The sequence below is a fragment of the Vibrio sp. 10N.222.54.A3 genome, assembly GCF_041474095.1.
GTDB classification, from domain to species: Bacteria; Pseudomonadota; Gammaproteobacteria; order Enterobacterales; family Vibrionaceae; genus Vibrio; species Vibrio crassostreae_C.
Window position 1 is genome coordinate 112948 of sequence record NZ_JBFRTN010000042.1, and the last position, 20334, is coordinate 133281.

Annotated in this window: 20 protein-coding genes; all 20 read right to left on the minus strand. The window is 46.4% G+C overall.

The annotated features are described in order from the left end of the window. Positions 1-35: 35 nt before the first annotated feature. The 20 genes from AB4507_RS10400 to AB4507_RS10495 all read right to left on the minus strand — a co-directional run bounded on the left by AB4507_RS10400 (position 36) and on the right by AB4507_RS10495 (position 20278). Positions 36-632, minus strand: coding sequence for a HupE/UreJ family protein (locus tag AB4507_RS10400; RefSeq protein WP_372182616.1), 597 nt, complete (start codon positions 630-632; stop codon positions 36-38). Positions 633-705: 73 nt separating this feature from the next. After that, positions 706-1158 (minus strand): urease accessory protein UreE, encoded by a 453-nt coding sequence (gene ureE / locus AB4507_RS10405; RefSeq protein WP_004735122.1) that lies wholly within the window; start codon positions 1156-1158, stop codon positions 706-708. A gap of 77 nt (positions 1159-1235) precedes the next feature. After that, a complete protein-coding gene (gene ureC, locus AB4507_RS10410; RefSeq protein WP_372182617.1) occupies positions 1236-2939 on the minus strand; it encodes an urease subunit alpha in 1704 nt (567 codons plus the stop codon). A gap of 40 nt (positions 2940-2979) precedes the next feature. Next, positions 2980-3315, minus strand: a complete 336-nt coding sequence (locus AB4507_RS10415; RefSeq protein WP_017069302.1) for an urease subunit beta — start codon at positions 3313-3315, stop codon at positions 2980-2982. Between the two features lie 11 nt (positions 3316-3326). Continuing rightward, a complete protein-coding gene (ureA, locus tag AB4507_RS10420; protein WP_004735119.1) occupies positions 3327-3629 on the minus strand; it encodes an urease subunit gamma in 303 nt (100 codons plus the stop codon). A 133-nt stretch (positions 3630-3762) separates the two neighbouring features. Beyond that, the gene (locus AB4507_RS10425; RefSeq protein ID WP_372182618.1) at positions 3763-4710 is read right to left on the minus strand and encodes an urease accessory protein UreD; all 948 of its coding nucleotides are present in this window, start codon (positions 4708-4710) and stop codon (positions 3763-3765) included. Then, positions 4707-5402: an urea ABC transporter ATP-binding subunit UrtE gene (urtE, locus tag AB4507_RS10430; RefSeq protein ID WP_017062505.1), complete on the minus strand. Its 696-nt coding sequence runs from the start codon at positions 5400-5402 to the stop codon at positions 4707-4709. Before urtE ends, AB4507_RS10425 begins: the two co-directional genes overlap by 4 nt. 1 nt (position 5403) lies before the next feature. Then, positions 5404-6246, minus strand: a complete 843-nt coding sequence (urtD, locus tag AB4507_RS10435; RefSeq protein WP_017062506.1) for an urea ABC transporter ATP-binding protein UrtD — start codon at positions 6244-6246, stop codon at positions 5404-5406. Continuing rightward, entirely contained in the window at positions 6243-7415 is a 1173-nt protein-coding gene (urtC, locus tag AB4507_RS10440; RefSeq protein WP_017062507.1) for an urea ABC transporter permease subunit UrtC, read from the minus strand. The genes urtD and urtC overlap by 4 nt, the downstream gene beginning before the upstream one ends. Before the next feature lie 10 nt (positions 7416-7425). Next, the gene (gene urtB, locus AB4507_RS10445; RefSeq protein ID WP_136974071.1) at positions 7426-9054 is read right to left on the minus strand and encodes an urea ABC transporter permease subunit UrtB; all 1629 of its coding nucleotides are present in this window, start codon (positions 9052-9054) and stop codon (positions 7426-7428) included. Positions 9055-9214: 160 nt separating this feature from the next. Beyond that, the gene (gene urtA, locus AB4507_RS10450) at positions 9215-10501 is read right to left on the minus strand and encodes an urea ABC transporter substrate-binding protein (RefSeq protein ID WP_004735113.1); all 1287 of its coding nucleotides are present in this window, start codon (positions 10499-10501) and stop codon (positions 9215-9217) included. 294 nt (positions 10502-10795) lie between these two features. Further along, on the minus strand, positions 10796-11023 hold the full coding sequence (locus tag AB4507_RS10455) for a zinc ribbon domain-containing protein (RefSeq protein ID WP_017056199.1): 228 nt from the start codon (positions 11021-11023) through the stop codon (positions 10796-10798). A 36-nt stretch (positions 11024-11059) separates the two neighbouring features. Beyond that, positions 11060-12061 carry a diguanylate cyclase gene (locus AB4507_RS10460; protein ID WP_372182619.1) on the minus strand — a complete coding sequence of 334 codons (1002 nt, stop codon included), beginning with the start codon at positions 12059-12061 and terminating at the stop codon, positions 11060-11062. 289 nt (positions 12062-12350) lie between these two features. Beyond that, complete coding sequence (locus tag AB4507_RS10465; protein WP_017071840.1) at positions 12351-13253, minus strand: metal-dependent hydrolase; 903 nt, start codon at positions 13251-13253, stop codon at positions 12351-12353. A gap of 131 nt (positions 13254-13384) precedes the next feature. Then, the gene (gene der / locus AB4507_RS10470) at positions 13385-14866 is read right to left on the minus strand and encodes a ribosome biogenesis GTPase Der (protein WP_017062511.1); all 1482 of its coding nucleotides are present in this window, start codon (positions 14864-14866) and stop codon (positions 13385-13387) included. A gap of 158 nt (positions 14867-15024) precedes the next feature. Then, complete coding sequence (gene bamB, locus AB4507_RS10475) at positions 15025-16185, minus strand: outer membrane protein assembly factor BamB (RefSeq protein ID WP_017062512.1); 1161 nt, start codon at positions 16183-16185, stop codon at positions 15025-15027. Between the two features lie 10 nt (positions 16186-16195). Continuing rightward, positions 16196-16810 carry a YfgM family protein gene (locus tag AB4507_RS10480; protein WP_372182622.1) on the minus strand — a complete coding sequence of 205 codons (615 nt, stop codon included), beginning with the start codon at positions 16808-16810 and terminating at the stop codon, positions 16196-16198. 79 nt (positions 16811-16889) lie between these two features. Then, positions 16890-18158: a histidine--tRNA ligase gene (hisS, locus tag AB4507_RS10485; RefSeq protein ID WP_017062514.1), complete on the minus strand. Its 1269-nt coding sequence runs from the start codon at positions 18156-18158 to the stop codon at positions 16890-16892. A 70-nt stretch (positions 18159-18228) separates the two neighbouring features. Then, positions 18229-19350: a flavodoxin-dependent (E)-4-hydroxy-3-methylbut-2-enyl-diphosphate synthase gene (gene ispG, locus AB4507_RS10490; RefSeq protein WP_009848294.1), complete on the minus strand. Its 1122-nt coding sequence runs from the start codon at positions 19348-19350 to the stop codon at positions 18229-18231. 7 nt (positions 19351-19357) lie between these two features. Further along, positions 19358-20278, minus strand: a complete 921-nt coding sequence (locus tag AB4507_RS10495; RefSeq protein WP_372182624.1) for a RodZ domain-containing protein — start codon at positions 20276-20278, stop codon at positions 19358-19360. Between the last annotated feature and the right edge of the window lie 56 nt (positions 20279-20334).

Here is a 20334-nt window from a genome sequence, read left to right on the forward strand (position 1 = left end):
CCCTCAGTCTTCCAGAATCAAATAAGTTCGAGAGCCTACGCGCCTAACAGCAATAGTGCGCTTGCTGAAGCCACGCCGACTGACAACCATTTAGAGTAAACCGCGCGACCAACAAAAGTACCGATAACCATCAGAGCCAAAGCACTGATACTCATGCCTGTTGCGAACTGAGTCAGGTTGCTCGCGGCTTCAACGCCGTGTGCGTAACCATGGAAAAACAACATAGCAATTGAAGCAACTAATACGCTGTTTACACGCTTGGTTGATGGTGAGAATACATGCCATAAACATAAGCTGACGACAAACAGAGAAGCGATAATGGCAGGCTCAACAATCACAGAGAAACCTAGGGCTTGGCCTGCGATAAGCCCTACCACTAAAGACACCAATCCACCGCCAATCAGAGATGCTTTTGTCTTGGTGGAAAATGACAGTGCGCCAATTAATAAACCGAAAGCGATCAGCATGATCAGGTGATCCATACCTGTTACCGGGTGAGTTAAGCCAGACATAAATGAGTGAGACTCATGAGCCGAATGCGAACCGTGCCCCGGGTGAGCCAAAGCCATCGTTGATGTTGTTAGAGAAGCTATTGTGAAAGTACATAAGCCAGCAGCTGTTTTAAAGTTCATCGCGAGTTCCTTGCGTTTATAATTATTAATATCGTGGTTGTATCTATAAATGGGTGGGTCTCAAATGACTCGATTAATGATGGTGATGATGACCACCTGAGCGACCGCCATAAGCGCCGCCTTCTGGTTCAAACGGTTGTTTCTCGGTGGTCACCTTCGCGCCTAAGCCTTCAACCATTTCATCTAAAACATGGTCGTGTTGGTAACGAACCCAACCCGCTTCCACTTGCAGCGGAACATGACGGTTGCCAAGGTGATACGCCACTCGCGTTAAAAGGAGCAAGTCTTCACAGTAAACAGTCGAAACGGTTTCAGGTGCCGCTTTCACTTCTACGACTAAACCACATTCACTTGAGAGCTGTTCGCCACCACGCAAGATATGACCTCGTGGTAGAAACAGCCCGGCATTGCGCCCGTCATCGAGCATCACCTTAAGGCGGCTTTTGATGCGACTATCGATCGGCAGGCTCAAATAGCCGTCCGGTGCATTTTGTATTTGAGTATTCAGTTGAGTCAGTTCAATCATGCTATTACCTCAATCTCCTTGTGAGATTTATAACGTTCAAAATAGGGTCACTAAAATAAGATTCTTTAGTCAAAGGCTTAGAATAGAAAGTACCGCTGAGCCATTGGCAGCTCTTCAGCAGGCTCACACGTGAGTAGTTCACCATCGGCGCGCACTTGGTACGTCTGAGAGTCGACTTCAATCTTCGGCATCCAACCATTGAGCTTCATGTCGGCTTTGCTGATGTTTCGGCAGTTGCTCACAACACCAATCAAGCTCTGCAGACCCAATTGCTTGTCGATGTTCTGCTCCTTGGCTTCTTTAGAGACAAACAACATCGATGTGTTCTGACACGCCTTGCCATAGCTACCAAACATAGAGCGATAGTGAACAGGTTGAGGGGTTGGGATAGAAGCGTTTGGATCGCCCATTGGTGCCATGGCAATCATGCCACCTTTCAAAATCACGCTGGGCTTCACACCAAAAAAAGCGGGCTTCCACAACACTAGATCAGCTAACTTCCCTGCTTCGATAGAACCGATTTCATGAGACATGCCATGCGTGATAGCAGGGTTGATGGTGTACTTAGCGACATAACGTCTTAAACGAAAGTTATCGCTGTAATCAGAATCTTCTTTTAGGCTGCCACGCTGAACTTTCATCTTGTGCGCGGTTTGCCAAGTTCGAGTTATTACTTCACCCACTCGCCCCATAGCTTGTGAATCCGAAGCGATCATCGAGAACGCGCCTAAGTCATGAAGAATGTCTTCTGCGGCAATGGTTTCACGGCGAATACGCGATTCGGCGAACGCGACATCTTCAGCAATCGATGGTGAAAGGTGATGACACACCATCAACATATCCAAATGCTCATCGACGGTATTGATAGTGTAAGGGCGTGTCGGGTTAGTTGAGGAAGGCAGAACGTTCGGTTCACCTGCTGCGCGAATAATATCGGGAGCATGACCACCGCCTGCACCTTCGGTGTGATAGGTATGAATCACGCGATCACCGATTGCACCAAGTGTCGATTCAACAAAACCCGATTCGTTCAATGTGTCTGTGTGAATCGCAACTTGTACGTCCATCTCGTCAGCAACACTCAAGCAAGTATCGATTGAGGCAGGGGTTGTTCCCCAGTCTTCGTGCAACTTCAAACCCACAGCACCCGCTGCCACTTGTTCACGCAATGCTTCCGGTTGGCTCGCATTGCCCTTACCTAACAAACCAAAGTTCATTGGGAATTGGTCGAGTGATTCCAACATACGGTGCATGTTCCATGGACCCGGTGTACATGTCGTCGCGTTAGTCCCTGTGTTTGGCCCCGTACCACCGCCTATCATGGTCGTAACACCAGATGCTAAGGCTTCTTCAATCTGTTGCGGGCAGATAAAGTGAATATGTGAGTCGATACCACCCGCGGTGAGAATCGAGCCTTCACCTGCCAAAATTTCCGTGCCCGGGCCAATTACTATATCGACGCCCGGCTGAACGTCTGGGTTACCTGCTTTGCCTAAAGCTTGAACTCGGCCGTCTTTGATGGCGACATCGGCTTTTACGATGCCCCAATAATCCAACACAATCGCATTGGTGATCACCAAGTCAGGTGTTTCGGCGCTTGGACGTTGGCTTTGTCCCTGTCCATCACGGATCACTTTACCGCCGCCAAACTTCACTTCATCACCGTATACGGTGTAATCCTTTTCAACTTCTAGCCATAAATCGGTGTCAGCAAGACGCACTCGGTCACCGACTGTAGGCCCAAACATTTCGGCATAAGCCTGTTTGGATATCGTCGCCATGATCAATCCTTTGTTGTTTTAATTCTTTCTATGGGAGCGCTTAGAGCTTGCCCATCACCTTTCCTTGGAAGCCATAAATCTCTAACTTACCGGCATAACGCACTAACTCGACGCTACGTGACTGACCCGGTTCAAAACGGGTAGCGGTGCCCGCAGGGATATTGAGTCGAAAGCCTTTAGTGGCTTCTCGGTCAAAGATCAGCGAAGGGTTTGCTTCATAGAAGTGGTAATGAGAGCCGATTTGCACGGGACGGTCGCCTATATTTTGAACCTTTACGGACGTCGTGTCTCGGCCTTCGTTTAGAGTGATATCACCGGGAGCGGTTTCTACTTTTCCGGGCACTAAGCCTGAATATTGTTTGGTGGATCCAGCCATATTTCTTCTCCCTACACGATAGGTTCATGAACGGTCACCAACTTGGTGCCATCGGGAAAAGTCGCTTCGACTTGTACATCTGGGATCATGGAAGGGATCCCCTCCATAACGTCATCGACGGTAAGCAGTGTGCGTCCAAAATCCATCAATTCCGAAACGGTTTTCCCCTCACGGGCACCTTCAAGAATGGCACTGCTGATCAGAGCAATAGATTCTGGGTAGTTGAGTTTTAAGCCTTTCTGTTTACGCTGCTGTGCCAGCATTCCTGCGCAGAAGATAAGTAGCTTATCTTTTTCTCTTGGTGTTAATTCCATTTAGCTGCCCGCTGTTAGTGTTGTTTTCTTATTGCTCAGAAACGCATGAGCAGTAAGTGGGATTCAATCACAGCAAGCTTGAAAAAATGTACCGAGGGCCGGAAGTCGCCCTCGGTACAAATAGGGCTAATCGCTAAGTCGCCCAAATCCTTGGTAAATCAGGAGTCGTACCACATAAATGAGAGCGAGTTGCTTGCCAAATCTGACCAAAGGCTTGGAGGATATCTTCACTCCAATTACCCAAGGCTCGCACCACAATCAATCCTTCTATCTGAGTAGCACCCAATATTAATGTGGGTTCACTCGACGTTTTTGATGTAACTGATTGCTGTGAAGCTTGCTGTGTAATAGATAAGAGCAAGCTCTGTACCAACTCTAAATCTTGCTTCTCATTTGAAGTGATATAAAAGGTTCCCATCATTGAATAATCAAGTAACCCCATATTTATCATTAACTTATCGCCACCATGAAAATTAAAGCCTTCAGTCAGAAGCCTTTGATTATCAAGATAGATTTCTGTTTTCCCAACGAGATGACCAAGCTCGAATCCCTCATTCTGTGCAGGGCGTCCAAAACAGTGCATCTCCCAACCCCAAAACTGTGCACCCTTTTCTAGGCGAATTTCAGTATCTAAACGAACGTGTGCATTCGGGAAAAAGATGTTCTCTTGCGGCATCCATTCCAAGCGTGCATCTTTCTTCACTCGTAGGGTCTGCTTCTGCTTGGCGTACTTGTTGTTTGAGCGATAAAACTTGGTCGCACCGGGTGTGGTAATCAACGCGTGAGCACCGCTTTCGATGGTCGCTTCAATATTGAGAGTGTCACCACCTACCACTCCGCCGGGGGGATGGAGTAAGTAGGTGTGACACGTTTCCCCATCAGGATACAGGGGGCGTTGCACCGCAAGCGGACCAGACTGCTGACGATTCTTTAATACGGTTTTATCACCTCGATCGACAAAGGTGAGGTTTAAACTCGCTTGCCAACCATCACGAATATCTTGTTCGATGGTCTCATTCAAAGATAAAGCTTCTACTAAAGAAGCCTTGCTTACTTCATTCGGAGAAAAGAGAGAATTCATACGGTTAGGTACTCCTTTATCAAGGACTCATCGAGCCCTGTCATTTCACCTTCTGCCACTTGGCGTCCACGGTCGATAATGCAAAAACGGTCACCGACCTTTCTTGCAAACGGCAGCTTCTGTTCAACCAACAGAACCGTGAGCCCCATTTTCTCGTTGAGCATGCGAATGATGTCGCCAATCTCTTGCACAATATTGGGTTGAATACCCTCCGTCGGCTCATCCAAGATCAATAGCTTTGGATTAACCACCAGCGCACGCCCAATCGCTAGCTGTTGCTGCTGGCCACCCGATAAATCACCACCGCGACGATGTAGCATCTCTTTTAACACTGGGAAAATATCGAAGATGAATTCAGGGATCTTGCGGTCACCCTTTTTACGAATCGGTAAACCGACCTCTAGATTTTCTTGAACAGTGAGCATTGGGAAGATCTGGCGACCTTGCGGTACATAGCCGATCCCTTGGCGTGGACGGTCCTCGGCATCGGTTTTCAAAAGTGACTCACCCGATAAGGAGATGTCACCGCTTTCAACCTTCACCAACCCCATAATGCATTGCAGTAAGGTGGTTTTACCGACACCATTTCGCCCCATTAGCACCGTGCATTTACCTTCTGGGATCTGCATATCCAAATCCCACAGCGTGTGGCTCTCACCGTAATATTGATTAACTGATTTAACCTCTAGCATCCTATTCTCCGAGATAAACTTGTTTAACTTCAGGGTGAGCCTGCACTTGATCCATGGTGCCTTCAGCCAACACATGACCTTGATGAAGCACGGTGACATGGCTGGCGATAGAACGAACGAAATCCATATCGTGTTCAACGACCACAACCGAGTGCTTACCTGCCAGTGAGTTAAGTAACTCAGAGGTGCGATCCATTTCTTGGTGAGTCATACCTGCCACGGGTTCATCCACCAGCAACAGCTTAGGGTTTTGCATCAATAGCATGCCGATCTCTAACCACTGCTTTTGTCCGTGAGACAGGTTACCTGCCAAATTCGCCGCTTCGTCTTTTAAATGAATCAGCTCAAGTACCGAGGTCAATTTGTCTTTCTGTTCACCAGACATCACAGCGGTGAACGTCGCCCACACTGAGCGGTCACCGGCCATGGCTAATTCAAGGTTCTGCCACACAGTTAAACACTCAATCACGGTCGGTTTTTGGAATTTACGCCCAACGCCTGCATTGGCGATTTCGGCTTCGTTCATCTTCAATAAGTTGATGTTCGAACCCAACCACACCTCGCCGGTGTCTGGCTTAGTTTTACCTGTGATAATGTCCATCATGGTGGTTTTACCTGCGCCATTAGGACCTATGATACAGCGTAGCTCTCCCTCTTTGATGTAGAGGTTGAGGTCGTTTATCGCTTGGAAACCATCGAAGCTTTTGTTGACGCCTTCGACATACAACAGCACGTTATGTCGAGTATCGATGGCAGGATGAATATCGGGTTTGAGGTAATCAAAGACTTCGTCTCGACGAGTGAACGCCTGAACCGATTCCTTTACGCTATTAAATGTGGTCATGCGATCACCTCCTTGGCCTTGTGCTGATCATCCTTATCTTTATCTTGGTTTTTCCCATTTGATGCCTTGCGCAGCTGCTGCCACTTTTCACTGACAAAGCCAATCACACCTTGTGGGAAGTACATGGTTGAGAGTACGAATAGTCCACCCAGAGCAAACAGCCACACCTCCGGGAACTCAACCGTAAACCAACTCTTGGCGTAGTTGATGATCAATGCACCGACAATTGCACCAAACAGAGTGGCACGACCGCCTAAGGCTACCCAAACCACAATCTCAATCGAGTTAAGAGGAGCAAATTCTCCCGGGTTAATGATGCCAACTTGAGGGACATATAAAGCCCCAGCAATACCAGCAATAACCGCTGAAAGAACGAAGACCCACAGCTTGATGCCATCGACGTCGTAGCCCATAAAGCGAGTACGTGACTCTGTATCACGAATCGCTAATGCCACACGACCTAATCGACTGGTCACCACCATGCGACAAGCTATGTAGCTGAGAATAAGCGCAATACCAGTCGCGACAAACAGACCTATCTTGACCGCATCACTCTGCAAACTCAGACCGATGATGTCTTTGAAATCCGTCAGTCCGTTGTTGCCACCAAAGCCCATTTCGTTGCGGAAAAATGCCAGCATCAATGCGTAAGTTAATGCCTGAGTCATGATAGAAAGATACACCCCGGACACACGAGAGCGGAAAGCCAGATAACCAAACAAGTAAGCCAATGCGCCCGGCACTAGCACCACCATCAGGCAAGCAAACCAGAACTGATCAAAGCCCTGCCAAAACCACGGCAGCGCAGACCAATCAAGGAACACCATGAAATCTGGTAAGACTGGATCACCATAAACCCCACGGTCACCAATCTGACGCATCAAGTACATACCCATCGCATAACCACCAAGCGCAAAGAAAGCACCGTGGCCGAGGCTCAATATTCCGAGATAGCCCCACACAAGATCGAGCGCCAACGCCAACATTGCGTAGCTCAGGTATTTGCCCATCAGCGAGATAGTGAAAGTCTCGACATGAAGCGGGTGCCCACTTGGTAACATGGTGTTAGCCAGTGGGATAAGAATGACGGCCGCAAGAATGGCAAGGATGGTCAGTTGGCCACCTTTGTCACCACGCATTGCCGAAAGTACAAATGATTTTGACTGCATGATGTTGTCCTTAACCTTCAGCCGCACGACCACGTTGCGGGAAGAGTCCGCGTGGGCGTTTTTGAATAAATAGAATGATGAAAACCAGTACCAGAATCTTGGCGAGAACCGCACCAGCCCATGGTTCTAAAATCTTATTGAACAGACCAAGGCTTAAGCCTGCGACTAGCGTGCCCCATAGGTTGCCGACACCGCCGAATACCACCACCATGAATGAATCAATGATATACGCCTGCCCCATATTTGGACCGACGTTAGTCAGTTGAGAAAGTGCCACACCCGCGACACCCGCAACGCCAGAGCCTAAACCGAAGGTCATCGCATCAACTCGCTCAGAACGAATACCCATCGCACGAGCCATGCCACGGTTTTGAGAAACCGCACGAACCTGCAAGCCTAGTGGTGTCTTTTTCAGAACCATTAATAAGCCCATAAACACCAAACCACAGAACAAGATGATATAAAGTCGGTTGTAAGTCAGGGACAACATTGGGTTCAATTGAAGTGCGCCAGACATCCATTCAGGTGTGCTCACTGAGCGGTTCAAAGGAGAGAAAATCGAGCGAACAGCCTGCTGCAAGATTAAGCTAATACCAAAGGTCGCGAGTAAGGTTTCCAATGGGCGACCATAAAGATGACGAATCACACTTCGCTCAATCGCAATGCCCACTAAGCCAGAAACAATGAATGCCGCTGGAATGGAAAGTATCAGCGCTAGGCCAATATGATTCGGCATCAACAACTGCAATACGTAGGTGGTGTAAGCGCCAATCATGATCAGCTCGCCATGAGCCATGTTGATAACGCCCATCACACCAAAGGTAATCGCTAAGCCAATGCCTGCCAGTACCAATACCGAGCCTAAACTCAAACCGAAGAATACTGTTTCTACACCCGAATAGAGTGCTTGGCTTTGTTGATAGCTATCCATCGCACGTTCTGCTGCAGCGGTAATGCTTGGATCTTGCTCACTGTTCAGTAGTTGGTTCAGTGTTTTCAGAACCACCGAGTGTTTGAAGTCGCCAACTCGTTCAATTGAAGCCACACGATCTTCAATGGTGGCACTGTTATTAAGAGAAGTGGCAATCGCTAACGACAAATCCATTAGCTCAGCTACTTTGCCATCTGATTCATTGGCTCTGAGTTCAGTTAGTCGTTCGATAATGTCAGCGCCTTTGGTTCCTAACAAATCCAAAACCGCCTTATAACGCACATCAGGGTTGCCGCTGTTCAGTCCAATCGAGGCTATTTCCCCGCGTAATATCCCGCGAAGTTTGTTATTCACACGAACCTTTTTAAACTGTCTCGCATTCTCGATATTAAGCGTTGAATCATCCCATACTGACTGAGCTGACGTCGCTGTTTTGATACTTTGAATGAGGTAGAGCTGTTTGTACTGCTCGCTCTGTTTCTCATTGAAGTAGTAAAGGTTTCCGTTTAACCAGCCATCTAAAATAGCTTTCGACACATCTTCCGTTTGCGTCTCAATCACCCAATCGATAGCTAATTCTTTATCCGATGTTTTCTTACCAACTAGCGCCTTGGTAAAGCTAGCTTCATCCGTTATTCCAGCAAAAGCCAACTGAGCACTGACTGCCATGAGCAACAGCGCTTTAAATACGTTTAATACGTTTTTCATCCCTGCTTCCTTAACCAACCAAGTTAGATATTGTTATTTTTACTTGGAGGATGTGTGGATAGTGGTTGTTACCTGAAACGATGAGCCTTCCGTTCGCTTCGCCCGTTAAACAGACGCGTTCTTCCCAAACCGGAAGGCTCAATATTCCTGAATTGACGATCTAGTTACCGCCAGAACACTTCTTCGTTTCGACGTTAAACGCACCACATGAGAATGGCTTCGACCAGCTAGAGAACAGTTTTGCCGATTCAGGTAAGTAACTCGACCAAGCATCACCCGCCACTAGTCCAGTGGTTTCCCAAACGATATCGAATTGACCATCGTCTTGGATTTCACCGATCAGGACTGGTTTAGTAATGTGGTGGTTTGGCAGCATGGTAGAGTAGCCGCCAGAAAGGTTAGGTACAGACACGCCAATCAAGGCATCTTGCACAGATTCAGGATCGGTTGTGCCCGCATTAGTGACCGCTTGAGCCCACATATTGAAGCCAACATAGTGCGCTTCCATTGGGTCATTGGTGACACGCTTTTCACTCTTGATGAACGACTGCCACGTTTCAACGAACTCTTCATTAGCTTCAGTATCAACACTCATGAAGTAGTTCCATGCCGCTAGATGACCAACCAATGGTTCTGTGTCCATGCCTGACAGTTCTTCTTCACCAACAGAGAATGCAATAACTGGGATGTCTTCAGATGAAATGCCTTGAGCGCCTAGCTCTTTATAGAAAGGTACGTTCGCATCGCCGTTTACAGTAGAAACCACAGCGGTTTTCTTGCCAGCTTCACCGAACTTTTTGATGTCTGAAACGATAGATTGCCAATCAGAGTGACCAAATGGCGTGTAGTTGATCATGATGTCTTCTTCTGCGACACCTTTATCTTTTAGGTAGGCTTCTAAGATCTTATTGGTTGTACGTGGATAAACGTAATCGGTACCTGCAAGTACCCAGCGCTCGACTTCAAGCTCTTCCATCAAGTAATCCACTGCTGGGATCGCTTGTTGGTTTGGCGCGGCACCGGTGTAGAAAACGTTTTTAGAAGACTCTTCACCTTCATACTGTACTGGGTAGAAAAGGATGCTGTTGAGTTCTTCAAAGACAGGTAGCATGGATTTACGTGATACCGACGTCCAACCACCGAACACCACATCCACTTTCTCTTTTTCGATAAGCTCACGCGCTTTCTCAGCAAATAGCGGCCAGTTTGACGCAGGGTCAACCACGACAGGCTCTAGCTTCTTACCAAGCAAACCGCCCTTTTTGTTCTGCTCTTCGATGAGCATTAGCACGGTATCTTTTAGCGTTGTCTCACTGATCGCCATGGTGCCAGAGAGTGAGTGTAGAACACCGACCTTGATGGTCTCATCAGCAGCAAACACTGTTGCAGAAGAAAATGAAAGTGTTGTACACAGTGCAGCTAGCGATAAATTGAACACCTTGTTCATGATATTACTCCATAATTGTATTTTTGTTATTCAATTACAGAGTTACAAGAAGAGTGCCAAACTTATAAACCAACGAAATTATTTATAAGTAATTGTATTAATAGAATTTAAAAGAAACTCACACCAATAGAGTGCATAGCAATCATGTAACTATGTTTCATACTGGTGCAGTGACGGTGGGAATGAACCAAGATGACACATTCCTGTTCTTCAGATACAAAAAAGACCCAACACTTTAGTATTGAGTCTCTGGTATAACATCACCGATGGTCGTTCAAACCATGTAGTTTAAGGCTATTCCGCAGGTTGAAATTCGAATTTTACTCTCGACTTTGATTTCAACTCGTTGCAATCACCGTTGCAAAAATAGCTCGCCGCACCACAGGCTTGAAGCTTCTCAAGTTGGCTGCTGCACTCAGGGCAAAACCCAACTTTAGTAAAGTGAGCCTGACAACTTTCACAATGATACTTGCCATCCCAAGCTAGCTCAGACTGGCACTTAGGGCAGATATTTTCACTCATTAGCATTTCCTAATTCACTACTATTTTTACAATCTACTACCGCTGAGACTTCGCTTGCTTGATTTGGTACATGTTCTTATCAGCTTGTGCGATCAACTGGTCTAATCCTTGAGGATCTTTCTCACAAGACAACCCAACACTCACTGAGAACTGCACATCATTGATATAAAGCGCTTGTTGCAGTGCTTTCTCTAAGCTGTGGTAGAAGCTAACAACGCTTTCTTGATCATCAAAGCAAGAGAACACCACAAACTCATCGCCACCATAACGGCCTATCTTGGCACATGCTGTGGTTGCCTCATCAAGAACTTCGGCAACCGCCAACAGCACATCGTCACCGAAACTGTGGCCATAGGTATCATTTATTGATTTGAACTTATCGACATCCACAAACAGACACGCCATCACCTTTTCTGAAAAACATCGCTTAGCCAACACTTTTTCGGCTTCATTGAACAGTGCACGAGGATTCAAGCAATGGGTTAAAGAATCTCGATTAGCGAAAAAGTTTAGCTGGTTCTCCAGCTCAAACTTCTCTAGTGCTACCGAATACAGGGAGGCCAGTAGTTCTAAGATCTCGAGCTCAAATTCATGTGGTTCAGAGATGTACTGACTATAAATAGCGAAGGTACCCAACACATTACCGCGTGACGAGATAATGGGGACCGACCAACAGGCATGCAAATTCGCTTGATTGGTGAGGGCCAGAAAAGGTGCCCAGTTTGGGTGTGCATTTATGTTAGAGATCATCACTGCTTTCTTAAGCGCAGCTGCCTCGCCACAAGAGCCTATCCCCGCACCAATTCCTACCCCTTCAATCTGTTGATTGTAAAAATCAGGCAGGTTTGGGGCATATTCAAGGTGTAACGTTTTAGACTCTGAGTTGAGCAGTAGAAGTGAAGCCATGCGCTGCCCAAAAAGCTGCTCGGTAAGCTGAATAATCTTGTGATTTAAATCTTTGCGATCCATCCCAAGCGCAAGCTTCCGTAGCAAGCTATTGACGGCTCGATGACCTTCTAATAAAAATTGTTGTTCCATTCACTAAGGCTTTCAATTGTGTAATCGGGTACAACTTGTTCTTATGCAAGCTTGTTATTGGTTAATAATAACACACTAAATTAGTACGACACACAATCGAAGATCATAGGTTGATCTTTCGCTTTATCTATTTTGATCAGCGATCTACCCCAAAAAGAATATTTATATCACCACACACCGAAAGCATAAGTTACATGTGCTGCATTTCAATTTTAAACAGTCATTTATATTAAAAGTTACATGAAAAAACAAAACAAACAGCACAAGCCATTTCGATCTGTAGTCTAGATCATCGAATTACATGCGTCAGCATTTCAATATGCTGGTCATCTAACTGGGTTAACTTAACGGATAATGCCTTAAGTTCTGAGGTGTTCTCAATGTGAGTACCACCACACGGAATAGACACTAAAGTGTCGGCATCCAACTGCCATTCCCAATAGCGAGAGTCTGTTAATGCTTCGCCTTCCAGTCGCATTGCAACTGGCGTCGGCTCTGCAAACCAGCCCGCAATCATTTGGTTGATATCAGCTTCGATGTCATCAAGACTTGCTAGCATATCTGCAACGTTCAAACCACGCTTCTTCAGGGTTTTGCCTAAGCGATACTTATCGGTACACAGCTCTGGAGTCACAAAGCTCGTCACTTGTGCGTAGCTATTGAAGTCGTAACTGCCAAGCGGATCTTTTCTGTCCGCATCTTTACGCCAGTAGCTTTCAGCCAATACTTTATTCAAGGCTAGGAAAGCGATGTGACCAGCACTGTGACCACGGCTCAAACTGGCTTGGTACTCTTTATCAACCGACAACACGACTTCGTCGTTAACCTTAATCATAGAAGCAGATGTAGGTAGCTGGTGGACAACAACAAACGCCCACCCTTCCGTATCACGCTTAACAGGGATATCTGCTGCGATATGAAGCTTGCCAGTAGATTGTTCTATAGCACCAACAAGGCAGTCTTCAACGGGAAATTGCACGTCACCAACATTCACAAAGCCTTGGTCTGCAGGGTGATCGGGCCAAATATGACTCACTGGGTGAAAAGGTGTTACGTCGGCAATCAGGTAAGTTTTGCTGTCGTCGCTTTCAACGTATAGCGCTTTAGCATTGAGCTGCCAAGCCTGATGACAAAATTGAATAATGGTTGGTGTGATTGCTGACGCTGGTGTAATCAAATCGCTAGTAGTCATATCGTTCTTCTTTTGGAATCTAGTCTGATTCGTTAAGCCATGATGATAAAAACATATTGTTATGGCTTAACGTGAATTTTGCTTAAAAAAATACCCGAGACAGGCTCGGGTATCAAATCTATTGGAAAGGTTTACTTACGACCTTTAACCATGCTCATCATACGCTTACGTTTACGTTCTTGAGAAATTGTCAGCTTGTTAGTCTTAGCTTCAAATGGGTTCTCGCTGTTCTGGAATTGAATGCGAATAGGTGTACCCATGATTTCTAGTGAACGACGGTAGTAGTTCATCAAGAATCGTTTGTATGAATCTGGCAAGTTACGAACTTGGTTGCCGTGGATAACGATAATCGGTGGGTTGTAGCCACCAGCGTGCGCGTATTTCAGTTTCACACGACGGCCACGAACCATAGGCGGTTGGTGATCATCAGTCGCCATCTTCATGATACGAGTTAGCACAGAAGTACCAACACGAGTAGTCGCTGATTTGTAAGCTTCTTGTACAGACTCAAACAAGTGACCAACACCTGTACCGTGAAGTGCAGAGATAAAGTGAATACGTGCGAAATCAACGAAGCCTAAGCGACGGTCTAGCTCTTTCTTAACGCGTTCTTTAACGTCGTTATCTAGGCCATCCCACTTGTTTACGGCAATAACAATTGAACGACCAGCGTTCAACGCAAAGCCTAGCAAGCTTAGATCTTGATCAGAGATGTTTTCGCGAGCATCGATAAGCAGCAATACAACGTTAGCATCTTCAATCGCTTTCAGTGTTTTAACCACTGAGAACTTCTCTACCGTTTCGTTGATGTTTTTACGACGACGAACACCCGCAGTATCGATTAGAACGTATTCACGCTCGTCACGCTGCATTGGGATGTAGATAGAGTCACGAGTCGTACCTGGCATATCGTAAACAACCACACGCTCTTCACCAAGAATACGGTTCGTTAGCGTTGATTTACCTACGTTAGGACGGCCAATGATCGCTAGTTTGATCGGTTGATCTTGAAGACGCTTGAATTCTGCTTCAGCTTCTTCTTCTGTAAATTCAACCTGCTCTTCTTCTTCGTCTTCAAACTCAGTTAAGTCGCTTACTTCGCCATTCTCAGCTTTTAGCGCTTCTGCGAATGGGTTAAGAGCAAGGTCAATAAGTGCAGTAACACCACGACCATGCGCCGCAGCGATTTGGTACATGTCTTCTACACCTAGTTGCCAGAAGTCAGCACTTGCAGCATCAGGGTCGATACCATCAACCTTGTTTACTACTAGCATTGAAGGCTTTTCTAGTTGACGTAGGTGCTTAGCAATCGCCACGTCTGAAGGTGTTAGACCCGCACGGCCATCTACCATAAATAGAACGACATCAGCTTCATCAATCGCCGCTAGCGACTGTTCAGCCATTTTAGTTTCAACACCTTCTTCAGTACCGTCGATACCGCCAGTGTCAATAACAATAAAGTCATGCTCGCTAAAATGAGCATGACCGTATTTACGGTCACGCGTTAAGCCAGGGAAATCCGCAACCAATGCATCACGAGTTCGAGTCAATCGGTTAAATAACGTAGATTTACCTACGTTCGGACGCCCTACTAGAGCAACAACAGGTACCATAACAACCTCTACAATTTCTTCTCTAAATGTAGTTATAGGTAAGCACTTGTTCGCAAGTTTAAACTCTTACCTATAACCACACGGTTTATTAATTTTTAACAACAAAACGGCTCCTGGCTGTTACCAACCAGGAGCCGACTGTGAATTATATCACGCTTTTATTGGCTAATCGTTAGTTTCTTTACATCGCCATTGCGAGTCGTCACTAAGTAGCCTTCAGGCAGTTCAATTGGTGCAACCGCAAAGCCGCTATCATCGACAAGCTGTTGAGCAACAAACTCACCCGATGAACGATCCAACCAGTGCAGATAACCTTCAGTATCACCCACGACTACATAACCATTAATAATAGCAGGTGCTGTCAGTAAGCGGTTTTCTAACAATGGAGTGCTCCACAGTTCAGTACCACTACGCGCATCAACCGCAACCACATGGTCTTTGTCGGTAACAACGAACAAACGGCTACCATCACTTGCTAAATCAATCGCTGATGAGTAGTTACGTTTCCAAATTGGCTTACCAGAACGAAGGTCGATAGCAATCAGCTGACCATTGATACCTACGGTATACAGGGTGCCACCAAGAACAATTGGAGATGCATCAACATCAACCAAACGATCAATTTCCGTTGCACCTTTTGGTGTGCCTACTGGCTGTTGCCAAATAAGCTGACCACGATCAACGATAGCCGCAGCTAGACGACCATTTGCTGTACCCCAGAATACACCACCAGAAACTGCAACAGGCGAGCTATCGCCACGCAGTGTTAGGCTTGGTACTTCCGTACTGATGGTCCATTTTTGTTCGCCGCTTGCTTGATCTAACGCGATCAACATACCGCGACTGGTATGAACAATGACCATGTTGCTATCAGTTGCTGGGGATGCAAGCACCTCGCCATTGACTGATACACGCCACAGCTCTTCACCGGTCGATTCTTCCAGTGCGATCACTTCGCCATTTTCAGAACCAACAAAAACTTTACCGTAAGCCGCCGTTAAGCCACCCGATAAACGAGCCAATACGTCTTTCTCAAGATCGACTTTCCACAGCGCTTTACCTGTATCAGGATCAAGCGCTTTAACCATGCCTTCACGGCTTGCAACAAACACTTTGTCGTAAGCCAATTCTGGCGTTAGTTTTGAAAAGTAGTGACCAACACCATCACCAACCGACGTAGACCATTCCTGACTAGGAGTGAACTCGCTGTTTACCGTTGGGACTGGAGCCATGATTACGGTGTCTTCTTCACCCGCACAGCCAGCTAGTAGGCCAAGAGCAATCGCACACAACGCCGCTTTTGGAAACATCTTCTTCATTCAAAGCGCCTTATTTAGCTAGGTCGTCAAGTTTGATTTGAAGCGTTTGGCTAGCGTCAACAGCTTGCTGTGCTTCTGTGTAAGCACTGTATGCTGCGTCTGTGTCGCCTTTACGAAGTGAGATATCACCACGCAGTTCAGCAACACGGCCTTTCCAAGATTCATCTGTCATAGCAGCAAGATCAGTCAGTGCTGCGTCAAATTCACCTTGCTCAGCTTTAATACGTGCAACACGGTAAGTAAGTAGTGGCGCAAGTGCCGCGTCCTTAGTTGCCGATTTTGCCCACTCGAGCTGTTCAAGTGCCGCCGCTAGATCGTCTGCTTGTACTTGTACTTTTGCTAGTTGCATAGCAGCAAGTACTGAGTACTCAGCATCTTTGTTTGCGTCGATGAAAGCTTGAATATCAGATTGAGCATCAACACCCTTAACATCAAGAGCTGAAATTACAGAGGTGTAGCTTTCTGAAGCTGCTTCACGCGCTTCAACTACTGAATCTTGGTAATAGCGCCAGCCAAATAGACCACCTAAACCAATAACCGCACCAAAGATTACGGCTTTACCGTTCTCTTTCCACCAATCTTTAATGGCTTCAACTTGTTGCTCTTCGCTATCGTAAAGTTCCACTTCCTGTCCTCTTTAATTCTTTAAACGCCAGCATAGTGCTGACGTTAGTATTCATTATGAGCGTTTGCTCAATGGCTAATTAGATTAGCGCAGCAACTTTCTCTGCAACTTCCGTTTGAGACACGGTTTCTTGCTCGCCGCCAACCAGATCTTTTAGCACAACTGTATTGTCAGCAACTTCGTTCTCACCAAGTACCAGCGCCACAACAGCACCTACTTTGTCAGCACGTTTGAATTGCTTCTTGAAGTTACCACCACCGAAGTGGTTCATTACACGCACGCCTTCAACGGTGTCGCGTAATTGATTCGCTAACTGCATGCCCGCGATCATAGTACCTTCGCCAGCAGCAACTACGTATACATCAACGCTACGACGAACTTCTGTTAGCTCTAGCGTTTCCATCATCAGAACCAGACGCTCTAGACCCATTGCGAAGCCAACTGCATTGGTTGCTTTGCCGCCTAGTTGCTCAACAAGACCATCGTAACGACCGCCGCCACATACTGTACCTTGAGCACCAAGGCTGTCTGTGATCCACTCAAATACAGTGCGGTTGTAGTAATCTAGGCCACGTACTAGACGCTCATTAACTTGGTATTCGATACCAACAGCGTCAAGAAGTTCACACAAACCAGCAAAATGTTGCTTCGATTCTTCACCTAGATATTCAGATAGTCGAGGTGCGTCACCTAAGATAGCTTGAACATCAGGGTTCTTAGTATCAAGTACACGTAGAGGGTTAGTGTGCATGCGACGTTTGCAGTCTTCGTCAAGCACATCAATGTGTTGCTCAAGGAAAGCCACTAACGCAGTGCGGTAGCTAACGCGATCTTCTTGAGAACCGATTGAGTTCAGCTCTAGGCGAACGTGCTTGTCGATGCCTAGCTCACGCCATAGACGTGCTGTCATCATGATAAGTTCTGCGTCAACGTCTGGACCGTCTAGGCCAAACACTTCAACACCACATTGGTGGAATTGACGGTAACGACCTTTTTGAGGACGCTCGTGACGGAACATAGGGCCCATGTACCATAGGCGCTGTTCATCACGGTTGATAAGGCTGTTTTGAATACATGAACGAACACAACCTGCTGTGCCTTCTGGACGCAGCGTTAGGCTATCGCCATTGCGGTCGTCAAAGGTGTACATCTCTTTAGAAACAACGTCTGTCTCTTCACCAACTGCACGGCTAAATAGGTTTGTTTCTTCAACGATAGGCATACGTACTTCGTTGTAACCGTATGCACTCACCACGTTTTTAACTGCGCTTTCTACTTTCTGCCACAGTGGTGATTGAGTTGGAAGGCAGTCGTTCATGCCTCGAATTGCTTGAATATTTTTAGCCACAGTATTTATTCCGTAATTTCTCACGACCAGGTGTTAGTGCGAATAGACAATCACACCCCATCGCGTTGTATTAATCTTCTAAGTTTTCTACATCAATGCGATTTGCTTTATCAAGCACTGACGCTTTTGCACGAATCTTAGCTTCAAGTTTGTCGACAAGGTCATCGTTGTCGAAGCGCTCTTTCTGACGCTTACCGTCTTCGTAGAAGGCACTCTTACGAGCACTACCGGCTAAACCTAAGTGAGACACTTCTGCTTCACCAGGGCCGTTAACCACACAACCGATGATTGACACATCCATTGGAGTAATCACGTCTTCTAAGCGTTCTTCAAGGGCATTAACGGTGTTAATAACATCGAACTCTTGACGAGAACAGCTCGGGCACGCAATGAAGTTGATGCCACGCGAACGAATGCGCAAAGATTTAAGAATATCAAAGCCAACTTTGATCTCTTCAACCGGATCAGCCGCTAGCGAGATACGCAGCGTATCGCCGATACCTTCAGAAAGAAGCATACCTAAACCTACCGCTGACTTCACAGAGCCTGCACGCGCACCACCCGCTTCGGTAATACCAAGGTGGAGAGGTTGATCAATCTGCTTAGCCAGCAAACGGTAAGAACCGACAGCAAGGAATACATCAGAAGCCTTCACGCTGACTTTGAATTGATCAAAGTTCAGACGGTCTAGGATATCTACATGACGCATTGCTGATTCAACAAGCGCTTCTGCTGTAGGTTCTGTGTATTTCTCTTGGATCTCTTTCTCAAGAGAACCGCCGTTAACACCAATACGAATCGGAATATTCATATCACGTGCACAATCAACAACTGAGCGGATACGGCTTTCGTTACCGATGTTACCTGGGTTGATACGCAGACAGTCAACGCCGTATTCCGCCACTTTAAGTGCGATACGGTAGTCGAAGTGAATATCAGCAACCAAAGGAACAGAGACCTGCTGCTTGATTAGCTTAAAGGCTTCAGCTGCATCCATAGTCGGTACAGATACGCGAACGATATCAGCGCCAACTTTTTCCAGAGCTCTAATTTGAGCAACGGTCGCGGCTACATCTGTTGTTCTTGTGTTGGTCATGGATTGCACAGCAATTGGTGCACCATCACCGATCGGCACATCACCCACATAAATACGGGTTGATTTGCGACGAATAATAGGAGATTCGTGTTGCATATTAACTCTAAGGTAAGGTTATTCTAGCTACTTTGCCTGAAGTATACCCAGAAAGGTCGACAGGTTCACTTGCAAATGTCATTGATACGCCTTCTGGCGCACCTAGAATCACTTTATATGGCGCAGTTCCTGATAGATTTAACGACTGACCTGCTTTTTTGATGCCAGTCGACAAGGTTTTACCCGTTGCATCTTTTACTTGGATCCAGCAATCAGCAGAGAACTGCATGACTAGCTCGTTAGCCACAGCTTCAGGAGCAGTGCTTGCTTCAACCGCTTCTGCATTCGCAGCAACTTCAGCAGTTGGCTCTGTCTCTGTTGCTTGTTGTGCAGGAGTTTCGTCAGCTGGAGTAACAGCATCTGAAGTATCTTCAACAACAGAAGCACCCGCTTCGTTTTGTTCAGCTTCAATCACTTCCAAAGAGGTGAATTCAGGGGCAAGTGATTCTTCTACCGCTAGCTCTTCTGAGCTTTCAGTATTCGCTAAAGATTGAGATAGGGTGTCTTGCTGTTGGTTCTGCCACCACCAAAGTGAGGAGATACCCGCAATGACCGCAAAAATGCTCCAAGTCAGGATCATAATACGGCTGTTGTGCTTCTCGGTTTTGGTCTTACGAGAAAAACTCAGCATTTCTTGCTCTTGATGCTGAGCATCACCGGCATGATGCAGCGCACTCAATACGACTTTTTCGTCAAGATTGACGTATTTCGCGTATGAACGAATATAGCCACGCATAAACGTCGCCACTTGATCTGACTCGAATTGGTTTTCTTCAATTTGTTGGATCAGAGTAACGCGAAGTTTCAAGCGATCAGAAATCTGCTTTTGCGTTAAACCAAGAGATTCTCGTTTGTTCTTAAGCAGCGTTCCCGCTTCCAAAGCTGGAGCTACGTTTTCTTGCGCTTGTGTATCTTGTTCTGTGTTCATAGAGAGTGAACTTCTAAAGTATTATCGCAGGTTGAGGAGAGCGTTTTCTTATTGTC